Annotated in this window: 20 protein-coding genes; 11 read left to right on the top strand and 9 right to left on the bottom strand. The window is 69.2% G+C overall.

The window, feature by feature from the left end:
• Positions 1-94: 94 nt before the first annotated feature.
• Complete coding sequence (locus tag ACFV15_RS40735) at positions 95-2,161, bottom strand: glycoside hydrolase family 2 protein (protein ID WP_378357851.1); 2,067 nt, start codon at positions 2,159-2,161, stop codon at positions 95-97.
• Between the two features lie 107 nt (positions 2,162-2,268).
• Between ACFV15_RS40735 and ACFV15_RS40730 the strand changes: the two genes are divergently transcribed.
• Positions 2,269-2,679 (top strand): secondary thiamine-phosphate synthase enzyme YjbQ, encoded by a 411-nt coding sequence (locus tag ACFV15_RS40730; protein ID WP_378357849.1) that lies wholly within the window; start codon positions 2,269-2,271, stop codon positions 2,677-2,679.
• Here ACFV15_RS40730 and ACFV15_RS40725 read toward each other — a convergent pair.
• The gene (locus ACFV15_RS40725; protein WP_378357847.1) at positions 2,617-3,564 is read right to left on the bottom strand and encodes an ABC transporter permease; all 948 of its coding nucleotides are present in this window, start codon (positions 3,562-3,564) and stop codon (positions 2,617-2,619) included. The two genes, ACFV15_RS40730 and ACFV15_RS40725, sit on opposite strands and share 63 nt — an antisense overlap.
• A 111-nt stretch (positions 3,565-3,675) precedes the next feature.
• On the opposite strand from ACFV15_RS40725, the gene ACFV15_RS40720 reads away from it, so the two are divergent.
• From ACFV15_RS40720 to ACFV15_RS40710, 3 genes are read left to right on the top strand one after another with little or no spacing between them, the layout of a single operon-like run.
• Positions 3,676-4,383: an HAD hydrolase-like protein gene (locus ACFV15_RS40720; protein WP_378357845.1), complete on the top strand. Its 708-nt coding sequence runs from the start codon at positions 3,676-3,678 to the stop codon at positions 4,381-4,383.
• Between the two features lie 19 nt (positions 4,384-4,402).
• Positions 4,403-5,305 (top strand): hypothetical protein, encoded by a 903-nt coding sequence (locus ACFV15_RS40715; RefSeq protein WP_378357843.1) that lies wholly within the window; start codon positions 4,403-4,405, stop codon positions 5,303-5,305.
• Complete coding sequence (locus ACFV15_RS40710) at positions 5,302-6,171, top strand: hypothetical protein (protein ID WP_378357841.1); 870 nt, start codon at positions 5,302-5,304, stop codon at positions 6,169-6,171. Before ACFV15_RS40715 ends, ACFV15_RS40710 begins: the two co-directional genes overlap by 4 nt.
• Here the strand turns inward: ACFV15_RS40710 and ACFV15_RS40705 are convergent.
• Both ACFV15_RS40705 and ACFV15_RS40700 read right to left on the bottom strand, forming a co-directional pair.
• On the bottom strand, positions 6,164-6,898 hold the full coding sequence (locus tag ACFV15_RS40705) for a hypothetical protein (RefSeq protein WP_378357839.1): 735 nt from the start codon (positions 6,896-6,898) through the stop codon (positions 6,164-6,166). The genes ACFV15_RS40710 and ACFV15_RS40705 overlap by 8 nt on opposite strands.
• A gap of 9 nt (positions 6,899-6,907) precedes the next feature.
• Entirely contained in the window at positions 6,908-8,656 is a 1,749-nt protein-coding gene (locus tag ACFV15_RS40700; protein WP_378357837.1) for a proline--tRNA ligase, read from the bottom strand.
• A 117-nt stretch (positions 8,657-8,773) separates the two neighbouring features.
• Here ACFV15_RS40700 and ACFV15_RS40695 point away from each other — a divergent pair, with 117 nt between their 5' ends.
• Both ACFV15_RS40695 and ACFV15_RS40690 read left to right on the top strand, forming a co-directional pair.
• The gene (locus ACFV15_RS40695) at positions 8,774-9,127 is read left to right on the top strand and encodes a VOC family protein (protein ID WP_378357835.1); all 354 of its coding nucleotides are present in this window, start codon (positions 8,774-8,776) and stop codon (positions 9,125-9,127) included.
• A 7-nt stretch (positions 9,128-9,134) separates the two neighbouring features.
• Positions 9,135-10,031, top strand: a complete 897-nt coding sequence (locus tag ACFV15_RS40690; RefSeq protein ID WP_378357834.1) for a 2-hydroxyacid dehydrogenase — start codon at positions 9,135-9,137, stop codon at positions 10,029-10,031.
• A gap of 32 nt (positions 10,032-10,063) precedes the next feature.
• Here the strand turns inward: ACFV15_RS40690 and ACFV15_RS40685 are convergent, their stop codons facing one another.
• Positions 10,064-10,984 carry a phosphotransferase family protein gene (locus ACFV15_RS40685; protein WP_378357833.1) on the bottom strand — a complete coding sequence of 307 codons (921 nt, stop codon included), beginning with the start codon at positions 10,982-10,984 and terminating at the stop codon, positions 10,064-10,066.
• 47 nt (positions 10,985-11,031) lie between these two features.
• Positions 11,032-11,997, bottom strand: a complete 966-nt coding sequence (locus tag ACFV15_RS40680) for a GNAT family N-acetyltransferase (protein ID WP_378357831.1) — start codon at positions 11,995-11,997, stop codon at positions 11,032-11,034.
• A 65-nt stretch (positions 11,998-12,062) separates the two neighbouring features.
• Here ACFV15_RS40680 and yaaA point away from each other — a divergent pair, with 65 nt between their 5' ends.
• The 3 genes from yaaA (at position 12,063) to ACFV15_RS40665 (ending at position 15,955) form a co-directional block, all read left to right on the top strand.
• Positions 12,063-12,806 (top strand): peroxide stress protein YaaA, encoded by a 744-nt coding sequence (yaaA, locus tag ACFV15_RS40675; protein ID WP_378357830.1) that lies wholly within the window; start codon positions 12,063-12,065, stop codon positions 12,804-12,806.
• A gap of 97 nt (positions 12,807-12,903) precedes the next feature.
• On the top strand, positions 12,904-14,355 hold the full coding sequence (locus ACFV15_RS40670; RefSeq protein ID WP_378357828.1) for a trypsin-like serine protease: 1,452 nt from the start codon (positions 12,904-12,906) through the stop codon (positions 14,353-14,355).
• Positions 14,356-14,422: 67 nt separating this feature from the next.
• On the top strand, positions 14,423-15,955 hold the full coding sequence (locus ACFV15_RS40665) for a phytoene desaturase family protein (RefSeq protein WP_378357855.1): 1,533 nt from the start codon (positions 14,423-14,425) through the stop codon (positions 15,953-15,955).
• A gap of 100 nt (positions 15,956-16,055) precedes the next feature.
• Here ACFV15_RS40665 and ACFV15_RS40660 read toward each other — a convergent pair whose 3' ends face one another.
• The 3 genes from ACFV15_RS40660 to ACFV15_RS40650 are packed head-to-tail and all read right to left on the bottom strand — an operon-like array spanning position 16,056 to position 18,258.
• Positions 16,056-17,570 (bottom strand): S8 family serine peptidase, encoded by a 1,515-nt coding sequence (locus ACFV15_RS40660; protein WP_378357853.1) that lies wholly within the window; start codon positions 17,568-17,570, stop codon positions 16,056-16,058.
• The gene (locus tag ACFV15_RS40655) at positions 17,567-17,884 is read right to left on the bottom strand and encodes a proprotein convertase P-domain-containing protein (RefSeq protein ID WP_378357826.1); all 318 of its coding nucleotides are present in this window, start codon (positions 17,882-17,884) and stop codon (positions 17,567-17,569) included. Before ACFV15_RS40655 ends, ACFV15_RS40660 begins: the two co-directional genes overlap by 4 nt.
• Positions 17,836-18,258 carry a protease inhibitor I9 family protein gene (locus ACFV15_RS40650; protein WP_378357824.1) on the bottom strand — a complete coding sequence of 141 codons (423 nt, stop codon included), beginning with the start codon at positions 18,256-18,258 and terminating at the stop codon, positions 17,836-17,838. Before ACFV15_RS40650 ends, ACFV15_RS40655 begins: the two co-directional genes overlap by 49 nt.
• Before the next feature lie 210 nt (positions 18,259-18,468).
• On the opposite strand from ACFV15_RS40650, the gene ACFV15_RS40645 reads away from it, so the two are divergent.
• Together ACFV15_RS40645 and ACFV15_RS40640 are read left to right on the top strand one after the other, a co-directional pair.
• Positions 18,469-21,288, top strand: a complete 2,820-nt coding sequence (locus ACFV15_RS40645) for an AAA family ATPase (protein ID WP_378357822.1) — start codon at positions 18,469-18,471, stop codon at positions 21,286-21,288.
• Between the two features lie 183 nt (positions 21,289-21,471).
• Positions 21,472-22,419 carry a serine protein kinase RIO gene (locus ACFV15_RS40640; RefSeq protein ID WP_378357820.1) on the top strand — a complete coding sequence of 316 codons (948 nt, stop codon included), beginning with the start codon at positions 21,472-21,474 and terminating at the stop codon, positions 22,417-22,419.
• Positions 22,420-22,494: the final 75 nt, after the last annotated feature.

The following is a 22,494-nucleotide window of genomic DNA, read 5'->3' as shown; positions in this document are numbered from 1 at the left end:
GGAAAAAAATCCCAATGCGGCATTCGTCAGGTTTCAGCACGCCAATGTGGCTTTCGTCAGCTCTGAGCTGACGAAAGCCACATTGGGATTTTTTTTACTGGGTGAGGGTCCAGGTGGCCGTGTCCGTGAAGGTTTGGCCGCCTCGGGTTCCCGTCACCGTGATCACGTTGGCGCCCGGTTTCAAGGTCACCGGCCACGAGAAGATGTGGTCGGCCGAGGTCTTGGACGACACCTGGGTTCCGTTGAGGGACAACGAAACCGAGTCCGCGGTGCCGTAGACCTTGACCGTCGTGGCCGCGGCCGTGCGCTGGGTCCAGCGGCGGCTCGTCAGGTAGACGAAGGGTGTGGTCGTCCAGTTCGCCTTGTACCAGTAGAACGAGTCCTTGCGCACCGCGCGGTCGTAGGTGACGAGGCCCTTGTCGTTGCGGCCCAAGGTGTCGCCCTCGGAACGGCTGTCGACGCCGAAGTCGAACATGTTCCAGACGAAGGTGCCCCAGAGGAACGGCCGTGTCGAGATCTGCTTCCAGTGGTTCTCGTGGAGGATGTTCTGGTACTCCTCGGGATGCCAGCGGGACGTCGTCACCGGCGGGGCGGGATTCTCCTCGTGCTGGATGATGCTGGCGCCCGCGCCGTACTCGCTCAGGCCGATTTCGCGGGCGGGATCCTTGGCATGCAAGGCATCCGCCCACGCGCCGGGGCCGGTGGCGGACTTGTTGTACCAGCCGTAGTAGCGGTTGTAGCCGCTGACATCGGCGTGACTCGAAAGCGCGTCGGTGTCGCCCTGGTTGGTCGCATAGGTCGAGAACCGGCCGGAATCCTCGGCCTTCACCTGCTGGGCGAGCAGGTCGAGGATGGTGTTGGTGGCCGCGTCGTTGGTGCGCTGCTCGTTGCCGATACCCCAGAAGGCGATCGACGGGTGGTTGAAGTTCTGCCTGATCAGCTCGTACATCTGCTGCTGGGCGTTGGCGCGGAACGCGGCCGAGTCGGTGACCTTGTCCACCAGCGGGATCTCCGCCCAGACCACGTAACCGCGCTGGTCTGCGAGGTCGTAGACCTGCTGCGCCTGCTGGTAGTGCGCGGTGCGCAGCGCGTTGACGCCCATCTCGTCCATCAGGTCGAAATCCTGGACGTGCTGTGACGGCGGCACGGCCCAGCCCTGGTCGAGCCGGTCCTGGTGCGCGTTCACCCCGTGCAGACTCAGGTGCTTGCCGTTCAACGAGAAGCCGGAAGCGGGGTCCACAGTGGACGACCGGAGGCCGAGCGGCTGGGTGACCACGTCGGCGACGCGTGCGCCGTCGAGCACCTCGACGCTCGCCTTGTACAGATACGGGTCTTCCTTGCCCTGCCAGCGATGCGGGTTGCGGATGGTCAGCCGCTGCACCTGCTCGAACCCGGTCGCCGCCGCCACCGAACGCGCCGCGGTCGTGTTCTCCGCGACCACCGTCCCGGCCGCGTCCCGCACCACCGTGTGCAGGCGGACGCTCTTGGACACCGCGAAGTTGTTCCACGCCTTGGTGGTCACGTCGATGTCGGCCGACGCCGCCGTCACCGCACGTTGCCGCAGGTAGACGCCTGGGCCGCCGTAGTCGCCGAGCCGCACGGACAACGGGTCGACCGCGAGCAGCGAAACGTCGCGGTAGATGCCGCCGTAGAAGGTGAAGTCCGCCTGCAGCGGGGCGATGTCGGCGTTCGCCGCGTTGGTGACCTTGACCGCGATCACGTTGTCGGCGCCCAGCCGCACGGCGTTGGTCGCGTCGAAACGGAATCCCGCGAACCCGCCCTTGTGCTGCCCGAGCTTGGTGCCGTTGACCCACACGTCGCTGACGGAGTTGACCCCGTCGAACTGCAGCCAGAGCTTCTTGCCCGCCAGCCCGGCCGACGGCGTGAAGTGCTTCCGATACCAGCCGACTCCACGGTAGTAGTTGCTCCCGCCGTCCTGGCCGTCCTGCGCGTTCCAGGTGTGCGGGACGTTCGTCGCGGTCCACGCGGAGTCGTTGAAGCCGGGCGTTTCCGCTCCGGCGACGTCCGAGCGGACGAACCGCCAGCCGGCGTCGAGATTCGTCTCTTGCCGCGCTTCTGGAGCCGCGACAGCGGCCGGGACGAAGGCGAAGCTCGTCGCCGCGAGGATCAGGGATAGGCCGAGCAGGCGGAACCGGGCCACAACACCACCTCAATATTCATGAATGTGAACACCGTCTTACGGGCCGAACGCACGCTAGCGACGGTCTCACCCGTGCGTCAACGGCCGAACGTCGTACGGTGACAGCCATGTACTCCGTCGAGATCGAGGTGCGCACCGGCAACCGCGCCGTGGTGCACGACCTGACCCGTGACGCCGAGCGGTTCCTCACCGAGGCCGACGCCGAAGACGGCCTGCTGCACGTCTGGGTGCCGCACGCGACGGCAGGACTGGCGGTTCTCGAGACCGGCGCGGGCAGCGACGACGACCTGCTCACGGCGCTCGACAGCCTGCTGCCCCGCGACGAACGCTGGCGGCACCAGCACGGCAGCCAGGGTCACGGCCGTGACCACGTGCTGCCCGCGCTGGTGCCGCCGTACGCCACCGTCCCCGTGCTCGGCGGGGTGCTGGCGCTGGGCACCTGGCAGTCGATCTGCCTAGTGGACACCAACCTCGACAACCCCGTGCGCCGGGTGCGCTTCAGCCTGCTTGCCGGGTAGCAGCAGCACGAGCACGCCCGCCGCCAGCATCCCGGTGAGCACCCACACGCCGGTCAGCACGTCCGGCGCGTCCGAGACACCCTGCAGCAGGCTCCGCAGGCCTTCCGTGGAGAACCGGAACGGCGTCCACGACCACAGCAGCGTGCGATAAGCCGGGTTCAACAGCTCCGGCACCTGACCGGCGACAGCGGGCGCGACGAGGTACAGCGGGCCGAGAATCGCCATCGCGCGGATGCCGAGCAGCCGCAGCAAACCGGCCTGCAGCGCCGCGAACGCCGTCGCCGCAAGGAAAACGAAGCCGAGCACGTCCCAGCCGAGCGGCAGCGACGAGTCCCACAGCTTCAGGAAGCCCGCCAGCACGCCGGTCAGCAGGACACCGGAGCCGAGCACCTGCGCGAACCGGGCGCCCGCCCCCGGCCTGCCACGCAAGGTCAGTATCGCGCCCGCTGCCAGCGCGCCGACCCACGCGAGCGCGCTCAACGCCAGCGGCGCCGCGCGGCCGGCCGCGCTGGCCGGATGCAGGGTTTCGACCTTCACCGCGCCGGTCAACGCCTGCGCCGCACCGGTCAGCGCCTGCTGCGCGACCTGCGTGCCGGACGGGTTCAGCGCGCCGGAAACCATGACGGTCGCCTGGCCGCCGGTGAGGTCGAGCAGGCCGTAGACCTCCTTGTCCTCCAGCAGCCGCCGTCCCTCCGGCGGCGTGGTGACGCGCCAGGCGAGCGCGTCACCACCGTGCGCGGCCAGCTTCTCGGCCATCGGGCCCGTCACGGCCACCGGGACATGGTCCGGCGCCACCGTCGCCTGCGCGCCGAAGGTGAGGAATCCCAGCACCACGGCCACCAGCGCGCCGGCGAGCGCCGCCAGCAGCGGGAGTCGACCGGTCATCGCAGCCTCCACTTATTCTTCGCTTGATGAATTAATTGAGCGCAACGGTAGCTCGCACGCACACCGAAATCAACACGTGTTGAATAACTCTGGCCGGGTAACGTCGGTCACGTGACTACTCCGCACCGGCTGGTGCTCTGGGACATCGATCAGACCCTCGTCGACCTCAGCGGCGTCGGCGCGCAGTGGTACCGGACCGCGCTGTCCGCGGCGACCGGCGTCGAACTGCGCGAGCAGCCCTACTTCGCCGGCCAGACCGAGCGGGCCATCACCACCGACATCCTCACCAGGCACGGCATCGACGTGACCGAGGACACGATCGCCAGATTGTGGGCCTCGCTGATCGACATCTCGGAGCGCGCGCTGCCCACGCTGACCCAGCTCGGCCGCGCGCTGCCCGGCGCGGAGACCGCACTGTCCACTGTGGCCGGTCTGGGCGGGGTCGTGCAGTCGCTGGTCACCGGGAACCTGCCGGAGATCTCGCGGCACAAGCTGTCCGCGTTCGGCCTGCACGCGCACGTCGACTTCGAAATCGGCGGCTACGGCTCACTTTCCGCGCACCGGCCCGATCTCGTGCCGCACGCGGTCGCGGCCGCCGGCGCCAAGCACGGCGTCGAGTTCGAGTACTCGTCGGTGGTCGTCGTCGGCGACACCCCGAACGACGTGGCGGCCGCGCTGGACCACGGCGCGGTGGCCGTCGCGGTGGCGACCGGGAAGTACACGGCGGACGAGCTACGCGACGCGGGCGCGCACACCGTGCTGGCCGATCTTTCGGACACGGGCGCGGTTCACACCGCGCTGCTCGGCACGGGCGTTTGAGCCGGTTTAAGCTGCCCGCATGTCGAACCCAGGGGGCCAGGGCTGGCCGAATCAGCCCCAGCAGCCCTACCAGCAGGGCTTTCCGCAAGCGTACGACCAGCAGTACCAACAGCCGTACGGCCAGACGCAGCAGTACCAGCTGGAGCCGCAGCAGGGTTTCGGCGGCTACCCGCCGCCCGAGCCGCCCAAGAAGAAGACCGGGCTCTGGATCGCGGCCGTCGCGCTGGTGATCGTCATCGCGGTCGGCGTCACGTTGCTGTTCGTGTTGACCAGCAAGGACGAGCAGCAGGCCGCGCCGCCCGCCCCGACGTCGGCGCCCGTGCCGCCGCCGTCCTCGCCGTCCGCGAGCGGGGTGCCGGACAACAAGACCGAGTCGACCACGCCGGGCTGGCAGGGCCTGAAGTCCATTAAGGACGGAGCGGCGTACGACGTACCCGCAGGCTTCGACACCAAGCCTGGCCGGAACGCCGGGTACGACGAAGGCCCGACCAAGGTCGTCATGCACGAGTCGATGACGTACAAAGCGGGCGCCTGCCCCGAATCGCGGGGCTCCAACCGCGGCAGGCTCGGCTTCGTCACCGTCGACCAGATGGCGCCGGAAGAGGCCGCGATGAAGGCCGCCAAGGCATGGGCCATCGCGGGCAGCACGGAAAAGGACACCCAGCCGCCGCAGATCGCCGACCCGCCGGTCAGCCGGCTGCCGCTCGCGGGAGGCACGATCCAGGCCAGCAGCGCGACGGTGACGTTCACCTCGCCCGCCTCGGAGGAGTGCCGTGCGCCGAACGTGCTGGTGATCTCGGCGGCGTTCAAGAACGGCGACAAGACCACGTGTTTCCTGATCACCGTCGACCAGGGCACGCCGGACTCGCTGCCTGCCGATGACGCCAAGAAGATCGTCGCGAGCCTGAGGCCGCTGAAGTGAGCGAGTGGCCGTCCGAGGAGCCGTTGTGCTTCGTCGATCCGCTCACCGGGCGGCCGCTGCTCCCTGCTCCGGACACGGAGCCGTTCCCGATGGCGCCGCCCGTCGACATCCCGGCCGCGGAACGCCCGATACTGGACAACCCGCTGCGCGTAGGGCTGTCCATCGCGGGCGGGCTCACGATGGTGTCGTTCCTGCTGGTCGTGGCGCTACTCGGCGGTTCGGCCCAGCAGGCCGCTCCCCCGCCGCGGCCGGTGCCCGCCGAACCGGCTCGGCCGCCGGTGGTGCCGTCGATCATCGGCTGGCGGCCGGTGACGGCCGAGGACAACCCGTTCGTCTACGACGTCCCACCGGACTGGGCGGTCGAGGACGCGGGCATGGTGCTCGCGCTCGAGGACCCGAACGGGAATCCGCTGGCGCTGCACGGCGTCGCGCACTATCGGACCGGCTTCTGCGAGGAACAGGACGTCTCGTCGCGCGCGCAGACCGGGTTCAGCACGATCGGCAGTGACGAGGTCCGCAGCCCGCGTGACGCCGCGCGCGAGTCGGCACTGCAGTGGGCGGACGCGGCGTTCAGCTCCTCGGACGGCATGCTCCGCCCGGAAGTGACCCTGTCGGATCCTCGTTCCGTGCGCGTGTTCGCGAGCTCGGTCGAGGCCACGGAGATCACCGCGACCATTCACCCGGCGGAGCATTCCCCTTGTGGCGCACCGAGTGCGACCATCACGGCGGTCGCGCTGCCACTGAGCACCGACCCGGCGTCCGGGCGTTATTCGGTGCACATGATCCTGGCCGACCAAGAGGTGTCGAACGCGCTGCCGAACGCCGTCTCGGACGAGATCATCTCGACGATCCGGCCGACTACCTAGGCGGAACCGTCGTGGTGCGGTTGCCGGGCGGAACCCAGCGGTAGCTCTTCAGGATCTGCAGCACCTGGTCGCGGCTCATGGTGTCGTCCGAGTACACGGCCATGACCGCGCATTTCGGGTTCCCGTTCTCGCCCGAGGCGATCGAGATCGCGCCGACGTAGGCCTTCGCGGACTGGCAGTCGCCCGGCTCCGGTGTCACCTCGATCATCGTGATGGTCCCCGGCCGGGTTTTGCCGTGCTCGAAGGAGATCTGGGTCTCCTGGGAGGGTTCCACCGTGAGCTTGGCGTTGCCGTACACATGCCTGGCGAGCTCGGTGGCGATCTTCACCGACGGGTCGGGCGCCTTGGAGGTGGCGACGCCGGTGCCGCCGCGCGGACGCTCACGGTCGGTTTCGCAGTAACCCTTGCCGTAGAACGCGGGGCGCGCCAGGCGCAGCACCGGGCCGTGGCCGTCGGCCTGCCAGTTGCGCATGGCCTCCGGCTTCGGCGTCCAATCCGGCGGGACGTCGTAGGCGTAGGAGCCGTCACGACCGGCGACCGACTGCCAGCCGGGCACGACGGGCGGCACGACGACAAACGGCGGCCGCGAATACGGGACGCGGACGTTGCGTGAGTCGGCGTGCGTCGGTTCGTCCGGCGAAAACAGGCGAAACCCGACGTATCCGACCGCGCCGAGCAGAATGACGGCGGCGAGAAGCAGCGAGATCTTCAGCCGCTTCCCGCTCACCTTCATCTCCTAGTGTCCGGTCACCTTGACCAGGTGCTCGACGACACTGTCGACCGCGATCTCCTCGCGGTCGCCGGTGCGCCTGTCCTTGACCTCGACCACGCCGTTGGCCAGCCCGCGCCCGACCACCAGGATGGTCGGCACGCCGACGAGCTCGGCGTCGGCGAACTTGACGCCCGGGGTCGCCTTGCGGTCGTCGAGGATGACCTCGACCCCGGCGGCGTCCAGTTCGGCGGCGATCTTCTCGGCGCCTGCCGCGATGGTCTCGTCCTTGCCGGCGATGACGATGTGCACGTCGGCGGGTGCGACCTCGCGCGGCCAGATCAGGCCGATGTCGTCGTGGTTCTGCTCGGCGAGCACGCCGACCAGCCGCGAGACACCGACGCCGTACGAGCCCATGGTGATGCGGATGGGCTTCGAGTCGGGGCCGAGCGCGTCGAGCTCGAACGCGTCCGCGTACTTGCGGCCGAGCTGGAAGATGTGCCCGATCTCGATGCCGCGCGCGGCGACCAGGGTGCCCTGGCCGTCGGGCGAGGCGTCGCCCTCGCGGACCTCGGCGGCCTCGATGGTGCCGTCGGCGACGAAGTCACGGCCCGCCAGCAGGTCGACGACGTGGTGGTCCTTCTCGTCGGCGCCGGTGACCCAGGCGGTGCCGTCGACGACGCGGGGGTCGACGAGATAGCGCACGCCGTTGTCCTTGAGCGCCTTCGGGCCGATGTAGCCCTTGACCAGGAAGGGGTTCTTGGCGAAGTCGGCCTCTTCGAGCAGCTCGAACTCGGCGGGCTCCAGCGCGGCCTCGAGGCGCTTGGCGTCGACCTCGCGGTCGCCGGGGAGCCCGATGGCGAGCAGCTCCCACTCCTTCGAACCCGGCTTGCGGGTCTTGACCAGCACGTTCTTGAGCGTGTCCGCCGCGGTGAAAGTGCGTCCGAGGTCGGCAGCGTTCAGGAAGTTGACCAGCGACTCGATGGTCGGCGTGTTCGGCGTGTGGTGGACCTGCGCCTCGGGACGGCCTTCGATCGGCTGCGCGGCGGGCGCGGGCGTGGTGACCGCCTCGACGTTGGCCGCGTAGCCGGAGTCGGTGCTGCGGACGTAGGTGTCCTCACCGGTTTCGGCGACGGCGAGGAACTCCTCGGAGGCCGAACCGCCCATCGCGCCCGAAGTCGCCTTGACGACCACGTACTCGATGCCGAGCCGGTCGAACAGCTTGGTGTAGGCCGCACGGTGCGCCTGGTACGACGTCTCCAGGCCCTCGTCGGTGAGGTCGAAGGAGTACGAGTCCTTCATGACGAACTCGCGCCCGCGCAGGATGCCCGCGCGGGGACGCGCCTCGTCGCGGTACTTGGTCTGGATTTGGTACAGCACGACCGGGTAATCCTTGTACGAGCTGTACTCACCCTTCACCGTGAGCGCGAAGAGCTCCTCGTGCGTCGGGCCGAGCAGGTAGTCGCCGCCCTTGCGGTCCTTGAGGCGGAAGAGGCTGTCGCCGTACTCCGTCCAGCGGCCGGTGGCCTCGTAGGGCTCCTTCGGCAGCAGCGCGGGGAACTGGATCTCCTGCGCGCCGATCGCGTTCATCTCGTCACGGACGACGTTCTCGATCTTGCGCAGCACCCGCAGGCCCAGCGGCAGCCAGGAGTATCCGCCCGGTGCGACTCGGCGGACGTAGCCGGCGCGCACCAGCAGCCGGTGGCTCGGCACTTCGGCGTCCGCCGGATCCTCGCGCAGTGTGCGAAGGAACAACGACGACATCCTGGTGATCACTTCTGGGCTCCTCGCGGCAAACGGCCGGATATACGTTCTCAGCAGCCTAGTCAAGGGGGGTGGGGGCGCCTCAACCGGTTATCCGGTTTTGTCGGTGTGCGGGGTTAGCGTGCCGGTATGACTCTTCAAGTGGGCATGATCACCATCGACTGCGAGGATCCGCGCGCGCTGGCCGGCTTCTGGACCGAGGCGCTCGGCCTGGAGGTCAGCCAGGACTACTTCGGCGAGTACCTGGTCCTGTCCTCGGACTCCAGCCCGGTCGCGCTCGGCATCCAGCACGTCCCCGAGCCACGCGCCGGCAAGAACCGGCTTCACCTCGACCTGACCACCGAGGACGCCGACGGCGAGGTCGCCCGCCTGGTCGGCCTGGGCGCGAAGGAGGTGGGCAAGCACGAGGTACCCGGCTTCGGGTGGACGGTACTGACGGATCCGGAGGGCAACGAGTTCTGCGTCGGGGCCGCTCACGCATGATGATCGCGTGACTCGCGTACTGATCCCCTGGTCCGACCTCGACGTGCCCGCGGGCCTCCCGGCCGAGGTGTACGACGGCCGCGGCGGCTTCCCCGCCACGGTCGACGACGTCGAGTTCTACGTCCTGCCGTACGACACGTACCCGGCGCCGTTCGAGCTGCTCCCGCGCCTGCCCTCGCTGCGTGTCGTGCAGTCGCTGTCGGCGGGCGTGGACAAGGTGCGGCCGCTGCTGCCTGCCGGGGTACAGCTCTGCAACGGGCAGGGACTGCACGACCTGAGCGTCGCCGAGCACGCGATGGCGTTGATCCATGCCTCGCAGCGGGACCTGCCTCGGTGGATCAGGCAGCAATCGGCCGGGGTCTGGTCGCGCGAGCACACGCGCTCGCTCGCGGACAGCCGGGTGCTGCTGATCGGGTACGGCGGGATCGGGCAGGCGATCTCCCGTCAGCTGCTGGCGGCCGAAGCCGTGGTGACGCCGGTGGCTTCTTCGGCGCGCGCGGGTGTGCGGGGGATCTCGGAGTTGGCGTCGCTGCTGCCTTCGGCCGACATCGTTGTCTTGATTCTGCCGGATACGGCGTCCACTCGAGGGCTGCTGGGGGCGGCGGAGTTGGCCTTGCTGCCTGATGACGCTCTGGTCGTGAATGTGGGGCGGGGGTCGGCGGTGGATACCGCTGCTTTGGTGGCCGAGACTTCGTCAGGGCGGCTTCGGGCGGCTCTTGATGTCATGGATCCCGAGCCGTTGCCGGGTGACCATCCTTTGTGGACGATTCCGGGGGTGATCCTGACGCCGCATATCGCGGGTGGGTCGGCGTCGTTCTATCCGCGGGCGAAGCGGTTGGTCGAGGAGCAGCTGCGGCGGTTCAGCGCTGGGGAACCCTTGTTGCACGTGGTCAAGGGCTCGTGAGTGGTATCGCCGGTTCTAACCGGCCGTACCACTCACGACCACAATGTGCGGTGGGCGACCCAGCGGCGCGTGACCGTGGCCAGGCGTTCCTGGTAGACGCGGACGCCGGTCGTGCCGGGAGGCTCGGGCAGGCGGCAGCTGCGTTCGGCGTGCCCGGCCAGGGCGACGCCGAATGCCGTCACCGCCCAGGCGGGAATGCCCGTCAAAGCGGGGCGGCGGCGCAGGAGGCGGTCGACGTCCGAGGGTTCCTGACCGGCCGCGAGCATGTGGGGCACCAACGAGACGAGGTCCAGCCAAGCGGCACCGCGCGCCGGGTAGCGCCAGTTGATGACGAGCACCCGGCCCGGCCCGGTCAGCACCAGGTTGGCCGGGTTCAAGTCGTTGTGCAGCAACGTGTCCCCCTCCGCCCACGGGTGCCACGACGTCTCCATCGCGGCGAGTGCGTCGAGGTTGCGGGCGCACCAGGCGTCGAGATCGCGCGGTGGGTCCAGGCTCAGCTCACGCCAGCCGTTCAGGAGCGGCCCGAGGTCGTCGAGCGCGCTCGGAGCCGACGCCACCGGGCATGGCGTCAACGTCCGGGCCAACGCACCCAGAGCCGTCAACGCCGCCGAAACATCAGGCGAGCCGGGGCGCAGCTTCGGGCGGGTGCCTTCGATGTCCGAGAACACCAGGACGTACCACTCACCGTCCACAAGGGACAACAACTGGGGTACCGGCGCCGAGGCCGGGAGCGAGCCCGCCACCTCGGCTTCGGCGCGGTAGCCGCCGACACGCTGGCTGTACGACGGCAACGCCTTCAGGAAGACCCACCGGCCGTCCTCAAGGTGCAAGCGCGCCGATACGCCGCCGTCGAACTCCGGGGACTGGCGGAGCGACCTGGTGACCGGGGAGCCGAGGTTCCGCTCGACGGCGGCACGGATCGGGAGCGGGAGATCCTGCCAGCCCGCTCGCATCGCACCCCCTGGAAACCCTCACCGACCTGGGCAAGGGTACCGGGTGCTCACTCGACCGGGTGAATGAAGTTGAACCACCGTCCGTCGACGCTGTAACCACACCTTTCGTAGATCCCGAGCGCGCCGTTGACGTTCTCCAGATCCACGTTGAGCACCGAACGCTGGAAGCCACGCGCCTTGGCCTCGGCCAGCGTGTGCCCGAGCAACGCGGTCGCGATGCCGCGGCCTCGCAGCGCCGCACGGGTGCCGACATGGCTGACGTAGAGCTCGCGGACGCCGGTCGCTTCGGCGTCGGAGGCGAAGAAGGCGCTCAGCACGTAGGCGACGACCTCGTCTCGATCCTGCGAGAGCAGCAGGAACGACAGGTCTGCCCGGAAATCCTTGTGACCGGCGATGTTGTGGCGGAAGCCTTCCGGTGACTGCGCGGCGCTGCCCCAATGCCCGGCGAACGTCTCGTTGACGGCGAGCCGGGTGAGCTCCTCGTACTTGTCCTCGTAGGGGACGAGCGGCAGCTCGACGGGCAAGGGCCGCACCGGCGGAAGCGCGTCGAACGGCGCGCGCATGTCGATGAGGGTGCGCGAACGCCGATAGCCGTGACCTTCGAACACCCCCGTCATCCAGGCCTGGGTTTCCGCGGCGTGGCCGTGCAGCTCGAGCGGCGCGTCCGGGAATGTCTTCGCGTGCACGCTCTTGCCCGCTCGCACGAAGAAGTCCGCCAGGTACCGGCCGACAGCGGGTTCGCGATAGTCGGGATGGACCATGCCTTCGACGCGCATCTTGTGTTCGGGATTGACCTCTTCACGGCGCTGGACCAGGCCGTACGCGACCAGCCGGTCGCCGTCCCAGCCCGCGATGGACGCCACGTCCAGATCCAGGAGTGGACTGTCGAACTCCTCACGGAGATCGTCCGCGCTGTAGTGCTCGCCGGTCGGGTCGAGCGCTTCGGAGGCGGCGAAGACCTTGGCCAGCTGCACGGTGTCGTCAAGCCTCAAGGGGCGCCACTGCAGTTCCATCGATCGAGGCTAAGCTCGCGCCTCCGCCCACCGCATCCGATTTACGCACGTCTACCCTTTAGGGCGTGCTGGTGCTCCTCCCCCCTTCCGAAACCAAGGCCCTCGGCGGCGACGGTCCGCAACTGGACCTGGACACGCTGTCGCATCCCGAGCTGACCCCGGTCCGCCGCAAGCTGGCCGACGCACTGTCCGAGCTCGCCGCGGACGTGCCCGCGAGCATCACCACGCTGGGCATCACGCCCAACCAGGCCGACGAGGTCGCCCGCAACGCCGAGCTGTGGTCCTCACCGACGCTGCCGGGACTGGAGCGCTACACCGGCGTCCTCTACGACGCGCTCGACATCGGCAGCTTCTCCAAGCCCGCGCTCGCGAAGGCCAACCAGCGCCTCGCGGTGGCGTCCGCGCTGTTCGGGATCGTCAAGGCCGCCGACCGCATCCCCGCGTACCGGCTCTCCGGCAACACCACGATGCCCTCGCTCGGCACGCTGCGCAGCCTGTGGCGGCCCACGCTGGAGCCGGTCTTCGAGCAGATGGACAACCTGATCGTCGACCTGCGCTCCGGCGCGTACTCCGCGCTGGCCCGCATCCCGCACGCGGTGGACGTGCGCGTGGTCACCGACGTCGGCGGCGTGCGCAAGACCGTCAGCCATTTCAACAAGTCCTACAAGGGAAAGCTCGCCGCCGTGCTCGCCACGGCGAGCCGTGAGCCGTCTACTGTGGACGGGCTGGTCAAGCTGATCGGCAAGGCCGGGCTGCGCGTCGAGCGCACCGGCGAGCGGAAGCTCGAATTGGTCACCGACCACCACTAATCCCCAATAGTTCAGTACCCCTACGGATTTCCTCCCCGATTGTTCCGCGCACCACGTCCACGGACAGTGGCCGCAGGATCATCGGAAAGGAATCACCGTGAAACGAACTCACCGAGTACTGGGGTTGTGCGCGCTCGGCCTGGGCATCGTCGCCGCGCTCCCTGGCCCAGTGGCCGCCGCGGAGCCGTCGGCCGCGGTCGCCCCGACCGGCGACGTGCACATCCCGCCGACGATGCGCACCCAGTTCTACAACGGCCAGGACAGTTCGGTGAAGGAATTCCCCTTCATCATCGCCGGGCTCCGCGAAGGCGGCTCCCGTCCGCAGGGTCAGACCTGCACCGGCTCGGTCGTCGCGCCGCGCAAGGTCCTGATCGCCGCGCACTGCAAGGCGGCCGAAGGCACGAAGAGCTTCCTGTACGGACTCGATGACCTCAACGCGGGCGGCGGCACCAGGGTCGGCGTGGTCAGCTATGACACGCACCCGAAGTACGTGAACTTCGACCAGGGCTACGACGTCGCGGTGGTCACCACCGACGCGGACATCCCGGTGCCGAACGGCCAGTACGCCAAGGTCGCGGGCTCGTCGGACACCGAGTTGTCGAAGCCGGGCAAGAGCGGCGTCGGCGTCGGCTACGGCAAGAAGGACTTCAACGACGACTCCAAGGACGTCACGGTCGACAAAGCGACTCTGCCGATCCGCGACCCCGGTCAGTGCACCGGCGTCGGCAACGGCGTGAAGCCCGCGACGATGATCTGCGCCGGGTTCGCCGACGGCAACCCGACCATCCTCCCCGGCGACAGCGGCGGCCCGCTGATCGTCGACGGCAAGGTCGCGGGCGTCGCGTCGTGGAGCCGCAGCGATTTCAAGTGGTACAGCATCTACGGCAGGCTCAACAACGACATGGGCGACTGGGTCAACCAGCAGATCGGCACGCCGCCGAGCCAGGACAAGTTCACCCTCGCCGTCACGCCCGGCTCGGTCAAGGTCGACCCCGGCAAGTACGTCTCGGCCACCGTGACCAGCAAGGCGGGCACGAACGGCAGCGAGAAGGTCGACCTGACCGCGTCGGGCCTGCCCGAGGGCGCGACCGCCACGTTCCAGCCCGCGTCGATCAACTCCGGTGACAGCGCGAAGGTCACCATCGAGACCGCCGCGAACACCCCGCAGCGCGACTACCCGGTGACGATCTCCGGCAAGGGCACCACGGACACCGCCACCACGACGCTGACGCTGACCGTCGGCACCGGCACCCCGCCGACCGGCGACATCAAGGTCACCGTCAGCCCCGGCAGCGGCACCGTCCGGCCCGGCTTCTTCACCTCGGCGACGGTCTCCGCGACCGGCGGCTCGGGCAGCCTGACGCTCAAGGCCAGCGGCACCGGCCTGCCGTTCGCGCCGTTCTTCAACCCGTCGACGATCTCCAGCGGCGGCAGCTCGACCATGCAGGTCGTGGCACCGTTCCAGGCCGGGACCTACCAGGTGACGATCACCGCCACCGACTCCGCGGGCAAGACGGGCACGGCGACGTACACGCTGAACGTGTCCTAGCCGTCCTCTTGTCCTACCTGGTACGCCGCGGCCACGATGGTCGCGGCGTACCGGTATGAGGAGGATCTTGATGGACTACGACGCTGTGGTCGTCGGCGGCGGGCACAACGGGCTGGTGGCGGCGAGCTACCTGGCACGCGGCGGGCGGAGCGTCCTCGTGCTGGAGCGCCGCGACGAGGTCGGCGGGGCCGCGGTGTCGTTCCGCGCTTTTCCCGGCGTCGACGTGCGGCTGTCGCGGTACTCGTACCTGGTCAGCCTGCTGCCGAAGAAGATCATCGCCGACCTCGGGCTGCCGGTGGACCTGCGGCGGCGCCGGATGTCCTCGTACACGCCGGTCGGTGACGGCGGCCTGCTGGTCGACACCGGCGACTCCGCCCGCACGGCCGGGTCGTTCGCGGCGATCACCGGCTCCGGCAAGGAATTCGAGGCTTGGAACCGCTTCTACGCGATGACCGCGCGGGTGGCCGAGCGCACGTTCTCGACGTTGACGGAACCCTTGCCCAGCAAGGAAACCCTGCGTGCGCGTGTCGGGGACGACGCGGCGTGGGACGCGCTGTTCGAGCGCCCGGTCAGCGGGACACTCGAAGAGACCTTCGGCGACGACACTGTCCGCGGCGTGGTGCTGACCGACGCGCTGATCGGGACTTTCGCGCCGGCCGACGACGCCGAACTTCGGCAGAACCGCTGCATGCTGTACCACTTGATCGGCAACGAGACCGGCGACTGGGACGTCCCGGTCGGCGGCATGGGCGCGGTCACCGGCTCACTCGCCGACGCCGCCCGTGCCGCGGGCGCGACGCTCGTGCCCGGTGCCGAGGTCCTGTCGATCGACCCGTCCGGCGAGGTGCGCTACCGCCAGGGCGACGCGGAACACGTGGTGCGCGGCGGGCATGTCCTCGCGAACGTCGCACCGCCGACGCTGGCGCGCCTGCTCGGCGAGTCGCCGACGGAGACCCCCGAAGGTGCCCAGCTCAAGGTGAACATGGTCCTCTCACGCCTGCCACGGCTGCGGGACTCGTCGGTGGACCCGCGCGAGGCGTTCGGCGGAACGTTCCACGTCAACGAGACCTACTCACAACTGGCCACGGCCTACGCGGAGGCCTCCTCCGGCGAGATCCCGTCGCTGCCGCCATGCGAGATCTACTGCCACTCGCTGACCGACCCGACGATCCTGGGTCCCGCCGAGCGTGTGGCGGGCGCGCAGACGCTGACACTGTTCGGGCTGCACATGCCCGCTCGGTTGTTCGCCGGTCGCAACGACTCTGCGCGCTCGGAGGCTTTGAAGGCGACTCTGGCTTCGCTGAACAGCGTGCTCGCCGAGCCGATCGAAGACTGCTTGTGGCTGGATCCGGCCGGGAACCCTTGCGTAGAAGCGAAAACTCCGCTGGACCTGGAAGCGGAGTTGGGTCTGCCCGCCGGTCACATCTTCCACCGGGACCTGTCGTGGCCCTACGCGGCCGACGAGTCGATGGTCGGCAAGTGGGGGGTCGAAACCGCCCATGAGCGGGTGCTGCTGTGCGGCGCGGGAGCCCAGCGGGGCGGCGGGGTCAGCGGGATCCCCGGCCACAACGCGGCCATGGCCATCCTCCAGGCCGGGTAAAAAAAAATCCCAATGCGGCTTTCGTCAGTTTTCAGCCCCCCAATGTGGCGTTCGTCAGGTCGAATCTGACGAACGCCACATTGGGATTTTTTTCGCTGGGTCAGAAGGTGATCGAGAAACCTTCGATCGAGCCGACGTCGTAGCGGTAGACGTCCTGGACGCGGAGTTTCCAGGTGCCGTTGGCGTTTTCGGTGGCCGCGTTGACCGTGTAGGTCGTGTGGACGCCGCCCGCGACCGGAGAGCCGCCCGCCTTCTGGAGCCCGAAGACCGCGCCGCTCGGGCCGACCAGGTCGATGACCAGGTCCGCCGAGTACGGGTGGGCGATGTCCACCTTCACCGGCAGCGAGCCGGAAGCCTTGCCCGCACAGGAATCCTGCGTGATCGAAGACGTCACCGCGGCGCCCGCGTCCGGAATGGACACCGGGGTCGTGTTGGACTTGATCCCACAGGCAGGAGCCGGGCCCCCGCCGATGAACGACACGTTCAGCAGCTTGTTCGGCGAGCCGGAACCCGGGTTCTTGATGACGCCGTCGGTGGCGCCCGCGACCAGCGCGTCACGGACCTGCTGTGGCGTCGCGGTCTTGTTGGCCGCCAGATACAACGCCACCGCGCCGGTCACGTGCGGGGTCGCCATCGAGGTGCCGCTCATGTTGGCCGACGAGCCGTTCGACAGGCCCAGCGACGTGATGTTGTTGCCTGGCGCGAAAATATCGACGCAGGCGCCGAGGTTCGAGAAGGACGCGCGATTGTCGTTCTCGTCGGACGCGGCGACCGTGATCGCCTCCGGAACCCGCGCCGGGCTGACGTTGCAGGCGTCCTGCGACTCGTTGCCCGCCGCCACCGAATAGACGAAACCGGCCGCGACGGACCGCTTCAGCACGTCGTCGCCGAGGCCGACCTGGTCCATCCGCAGGCTCATGTTCGCGACCGCGGGCTTGACGCCGTTGGCGGTCACCCATTCCATCGCGTCGACCGCGGCCGAGTCGGGGCCGTTGCCGGTGCAGTCGGCGCCGAGCACCTTCAGGCCGACGATCTTGGCCTTCTTCGCGACGCCATAGGTCTTGCTGCCGATCGTGCCGGCCGTGTGCGAGCCGTGGCCGTTGCAGTCACTGCCGCCGCTGCCGACGAAGTCCTTGCCGACCGACGCGCGGCCCTCGTACTCCGGGTTGTCCGGCTTGATCCCGGTGTCGAGGTCGTACACCGTGACCCCCTCGCCGGAGTTCGGGTACGTGTACTTGTTGTCACGCGGCAGGTTCTTCTGGTCGATCCGGTCGAGCCCCCAGGTCGGGTTGGTCTGGGTGTCGGTGGCACGCGCGGTGCCGTCCTCGTACACCGCCTTCACCGACCGGTCGGCCGCCAGGCGACGCGCCTGCTGGGCGGTCAAGTGCGCCGAAAAACCGCGCAGTGCCACGGAATACGTCGACCGGACCGAACCGCCGTACTGCCGGGCCAAGTCGGCGGCCGACGCGCTGACGTCCTGCAGCACGACGATGTACTGGTCCCCGAAATGCTCACGCGCCCGCACCACTGTGCCTTCCGGCTCGGCGGCCAGCGCCGTGCCCGTCGAAGCCAGCAGCAACCCCGCGATGACCGTGATCCGCACAGCTCGCATCAGAAACTCACCCCGAACGTGTCGATGGAACCGGTGTCGTAGCGATAAACGTCCTGCACGCGCAGCTTCCACGTGCCGTTGCGGCTCTCCGCCGACGCGTCCACGGTGTACGTGGTGTTCAGGTCGACCGTGCTCGCGCCGCCCGCCTGCTTGAGCGGGATCACCGCGCCGCTCGGCGCGACGAGGTCGATCTTCAGGTCACCGGTGTAGGAATGCTTGATACCGACCGAAACGCGGGTCGACGACGAGGCCTTGCCGTCGCAGCCGCTCACGGTGGCGGAGCTGGTGACGGCCTCGCCCGCGTCAGGGATGGCCACGTCGTCGCCGTTCGTGGCGCCCGAGCACGAAGGCACGCCGCCGCCGATGAAACCGGTGTGATGTGCGCGACGGCGTCCTGCTCGACGTACGCGACGGCCGGGTCGGCGGCCAGCCTGCGAGCCTGCGCCTCGCTCGCCTCGACCGCGAACCCCTTCAACGCGGTGTCGTAGGTCCGCGTCAGCTTGCCGCCGTACTTGGCGGCCAACCGGCTCGGCTCGCCGCCTTTCAGCACCACGACATAGCTGCCGGGCACCGCGCCCTCGGCGCCCGCGCCGCGAATCGTCCCCTCCGGACCGGCCGACGCGGGCGCGGCCAGCGCCAGCGACGTCACCGCGCTCAGCAGCAGCGCGACCGGGATTAGATGTTCACGCATCAGGACTCCGTTCACTCAGGTGGTCGATCCACTGTCGAAGCGACGGCGCCGGCGAACAAGCGAGGCATTGATCCGTAGGGATACCTATCTATTGCGCACCTACGAAAGTTCCGTGACCGGCCGAACGGGTTCCGTCTCAGAGCCGCCCGCCCTAAGCTGCGATGATCCGAACGGTGTGGTTTGGGTGGTTGCGATGATGAGCGTTAGAAAATGAGCGGAGTCAGACACGCGAGCTCGCCGGTGCTCGTAGGCAGGTCCGCGGAATTGGGGGCGCTCGCGTCCGCGATCGCCAGGCCGCCGTCGATCGTGATGCTCGAAGGCGAAGCGGGGGTCGGCAAGACACGGCTGGTCACCGAGCTGCTCGGGCTGCCGGAAACGGCGCGGCGGCTGGTGTTCGCCGGCTATTGCCAGCCTTTGGGCGAACCATTCCCTTATGGCGTAGTGCTCGAAGCGCTGCGTCACGCCGGGCGTCATCTCAAGAACAAACCGCCATTGAGCCCGCTGAGCGGCGCGTTGCGGCCATATCTGCCCGAGCTGGCGGATTTCCTGCCGGAACAACCGGCGCCGCTCGGTGACCCGCGCGCCGAACGGCACCAGCTTTTCCGTGCGTTCCGGGAGCTGGTCAGCTCATTGGGCGCGCTTGTGCTCGTCATCGAGGATCTGCATTGGGCCGACGACGGCTCACGCAGGCTGCTGCGCTTCCTGATGGCCGATCCGCCGCGCAACCTGAGCCTGCTGCTCACCTATCGCCGCGAAGAAGTGCCGGGCGGCATCCCGGTCGGCAGCAGCTATCGACCGGCGACCGGCTCGGCGAGTGTGCTCATCGAACTGCGCCCGCTCGACGCCGAGGGGGTGAAACACCTGGCCACGGCGCTGCTGGGCGAGCGGGCGGTGTCCACCGAGTTCGCGGCGCGGCTGCACGAGCGCACCGCCGGGATCCCGTTCGTTGTCGAGGAAACACTCAACGCGCTCGACCACACCGAAACACTGCACGCCGGGCTGCTCGAGTCCGTCGAAGTCCCCGTTCTGCTCCGCGAAGCCATGGTCGAGCGGCTCATCAAGCTGCCGCTGACCGCACGCAGGCTCACCGAAGCCGCCGCCGTGCTCGGCGTGCCCGCCACCGACACGGTGCTCGCGGACACGGCCGGTTTGGATGCCGGGCGGGCGCGTCGCGCGCTGGTCGCGGCGCTCGAAAAGCATGTCCTGTTCGAAGCGGGCGACTGCCGCTACGGGTTCCGGCATACCCTCGCCCAGCAGGCGGTCTACGGCACGATTTCCGGTCCCACCAGGCAACAGTTGCACCGGCGCGCCGTGCAGGCGCTGCTGAAGCTGAGCCCGCCGCCGCTGGTGCAGCTCGCCGGGCACAGCCGCAAGGCGGGCGAGTCGGCCGACGCGATCCGCTACGCCGAGGCGGCCGCCCAGCGCGCCGCCGAGGTCGGCGACCTGGCCACCGCGACCGACCTGCTCCGCGGCCTGCTGGACGAACCGGCACTCGAACCGTCCGATGTGGACAGACTGGCGGGCAGACTCAGTGCGATCGCGTTCGACGGCCTGAGCATCCGCGAGGTCATCGCGACACTGCAACGGCTGCTCGGCGATCGGCGGCTGTCGCGGCGGCTGCGTGGTGAAGTCCGGCTGAGCCTCGGCCTGCTGCTGATGCGGTACTCGGGTGGCGTCGAATCGGGCCGTGCCGAGACCGAGCTGGCCGTCAACGACCTCGGGCACCGGCCCGACCTGGAGGCGCGTGGCATCGCCATGCTCGCGCTGCCGTGGGCGGGCACGACGCCGCTGTCCGCGCATCTGCCGTGGATGCAGCGGGTGGACGAACTGATCGCCGGCGCGACCGACCGGCTGGTGCTGCTGACGCTGATGGCCAGCAACGTCCCATCCTGGCTGCACATCGGCGACGGCCGCGCGTGGGCACTCGCGCGGCGCGTGCCGGGCACCATCGAATCGGCGGGCGAGCAGCGCCAGCTCGCGCGGATGCACTGCAACCTCGCCGACGCGTGCGCGTGGATCGGCCATCACGACCGGGCAGGCAGCCTCCTGCACAGCGGAATGCAGCTGGCCACAAGCTGCGGCGCGCCTTATGTCGTCAGCACCGCACGTGCCACGCGCGCGCATGTCGACTGGCTGACCGGGCACTGGGACGGCCTGACCGCGCGGACGTTGCGGCTGCTCGACGAGTACCAGGACCTGCTCCCGGTCGCGAGCGAACTCTCGCTGGTGCTGGGCTCGCTGGCGGTCGCACGCGGTGAATGGGACCGCGCGGCCGGGCATTTCGCTGAGACGGGCATCGCGCAGCCGCAGAACGCGATCGCGCCGGTGGTGCTCGCCGCGCACGCGGGCGTCGTGCGGATGCTGCTCGCGCAACAGGACGCCGAGGCGGCCGCGCTCGAAGCCGACCGTGGCCTGGAAGCCGCGCGCGCCAAGGGTGTCTGGGCGTGGGCAGGCGAGCTGGTGGTCATGGCGGTCGACGCGTACTGCCAGACGGGCCGCGAAAGCGACGCGCAAGCGCTTACCGACGAACTCGAACGCGGGCTCGCGGGCTGCGACGCGCCGGCGAGCTACGCGGCTTTGGCTGAGGCACAAGGGATATTGGCGCTGTGCCGCGGCGAGTCCGCCGTCAAGCAGCTCACCGACGCGCGGCAGCGCTACGAGCGGCTGCCCGCGCCGTACCTTGCGGCGCTCGCGGGTGAGCGACTCGCGAGGTGTGGTGAGCCTGAGGCGAGCGAACTGACCTTGCTGGCCAGCGCCTTCGACGAGCTGGGCGCGACCAGGGACGCCGCGCGCTGCCGTCACGCCGTCCGTGCGACGGGGGCGATCACGCCGTCACGGCGCGGCAGGCGTGGCTATGGCGACGAGCTGTCCCCGCGTGAGCGTGACGTCGCGCGGCTGCTCGCCGAGGGAAACACCAACCGCGAGATCGCCGAGGTGCTGTTCCTGTCCAGGCGCACGGTCGAGCAGCATGTGGCCAGCGTGCTGCGCAAATTGAAGGTCCACTCGCGTGATGAGCTACAGCGCGCTTAATTCGGTTGCGGCGGGATTTCGCGGTTGGGATGATCGTCGCAACACGAGCCCGAGTGGAGCGAAGGAGGCTGACATGTACGTGCCTGTCGTTGGCGTGCCCATGGCCCGCCCATCCGCCCCCCGAGGCCGTTAGCGCTTAGCCGCTCGCCCGGTGGGGCACCCCTTCACAAGGAGAATCCACCAGTGCGCGAGCACGATTTCGAAAACTCTTACGACAGTCCTGCCCGCCGTAAGTCCAAGCGCCCGCGCTTCGACGACGAGCCGGCGCCTTCCCGCAGCGGACGCATGACCGAAGCCGAACGCGGCAGGCTCGCCCAGCTGCGTGAGGACGCCTATGTCCAGGACATCCCCGGCGGCGCCGACCGCTGGTCCACCTGGGGAGACGCCGAACACGGCCCGGCACCGCGCCCGGACTGGGTGCTCACCGCGCTCGCCGCGGTCGACACCGAGCTCGGCGTGCTCAAGACCGGCAAGGAGGCCGACGTGCACCTGATCCGGCGCGGCCTGCCCGACGGCTCGCGGGAGACGGTGCTCGCCGCGAAGCGCTACCGCAGCAACGAGCACCGCATGTTCCACCGCGACGCTGGGTATCTCGAGGGCCGCCGCATGCGGCGGTCCCGTGAGATGCGGGCGATCGAGACCCGCACCGGCTTCGGCCGCAACCTCATCGCCGAGCAGTGGGCGGTCGCCGAGTTCGCGGCACTGAGTCGCCTGTGGAGCATCGGCGCACCGGTCCCGTATCCGGTGCAGCGCCACGGTACGGAGCTCCTGATGGAGTTCATCGGCGACGACGACGGAACGGCCGCGCCCCGGCTCGCCCAGGTCCGCGCCGACGACGCCGAGCTGAAGGAGCTCTGGTACCAGACGGTGGCGGCGCTGGAGCTGCTCGCTTCGCAGGGACTGGCGCACGGCGACCTGTCGGCGTACAACCTGCTGGTCCACAGGGGACGGGTGATGATCATCGACCTGCCCCAGGTGGTCGACATCGTGGCCAACCCGCGTGGCCTCGAGTTCCTCGAACGCGACGTCCGCAACATCGCCTCATGGTTCACCGCTCGCGGCCTGCCCGAGTCCGAAACGGACCCGGCGGCCCTGGTCACCGACCTGCGGGAGGTGGCGGGCCTGCCCTAGGCCCCGGCGCCCCGGTCAGGCGAACCCCGAAAGTGGCTTTCGTCAGATCGCATCTGACGAAAGGCACATTCGGGC

The organism is Amycolatopsis sp. NPDC059657, assembly GCF_042734395.1.
Lineage (GTDB): Bacteria > Actinomycetota > Actinomycetes > Mycobacteriales > Pseudonocardiaceae > Amycolatopsis.
Note: the sequence above shows the minus strand (reverse complement) of the source record. Positions and strands in the feature narration are given on the sequence as shown.

Coding starts and splice junctions, on each gene's coding strand:
- ACFV15_RS40730 (WP_378357849.1), top strand. CDS start 2,269: ATGTACTCCGTCGAGATCGAGGTGCGCACCGGCAACCGCGCCGTGGTG.
- ACFV15_RS40725 (WP_378357847.1), bottom strand. CDS start 3,564: ATGACCGGTCGACTCCCGCTGCTGGCGGCGCTCGCCGGCGCGCTGGTG.
- ACFV15_RS40715 (WP_378357843.1), top strand. CDS start 4,403: ATGTCGAACCCAGGGGGCCAGGGCTGGCCGAATCAGCCCCAGCAGCCC.
- ACFV15_RS40695 (WP_378357835.1), top strand. CDS start 8,774: ATGACTCTTCAAGTGGGCATGATCACCATCGACTGCGAGGATCCGCGC.
- ACFV15_RS40685 (WP_378357833.1), bottom strand. CDS start 10,984: ATGCGAGCGGGCTGGCAGGATCTCCCGCTCCCGATCCGTGCCGCCGTC.
- ACFV15_RS40680 (WP_378357831.1), bottom strand. CDS start 11,997: ATGGAACTGCAGTGGCGCCCCTTGAGGCTTGACGACACCGTGCAGCTG.
- ACFV15_RS40650 (WP_378357824.1), bottom strand. CDS start 18,258: ATGCGTGAACATCTAATCCCGGTCGCGCTGCTGCTGAGCGCGGTGACG.
- ACFV15_RS40645 (WP_378357822.1), top strand. CDS start 18,469: ATGAGCGGAGTCAGACACGCGAGCTCGCCGGTGCTCGTAGGCAGGTCC.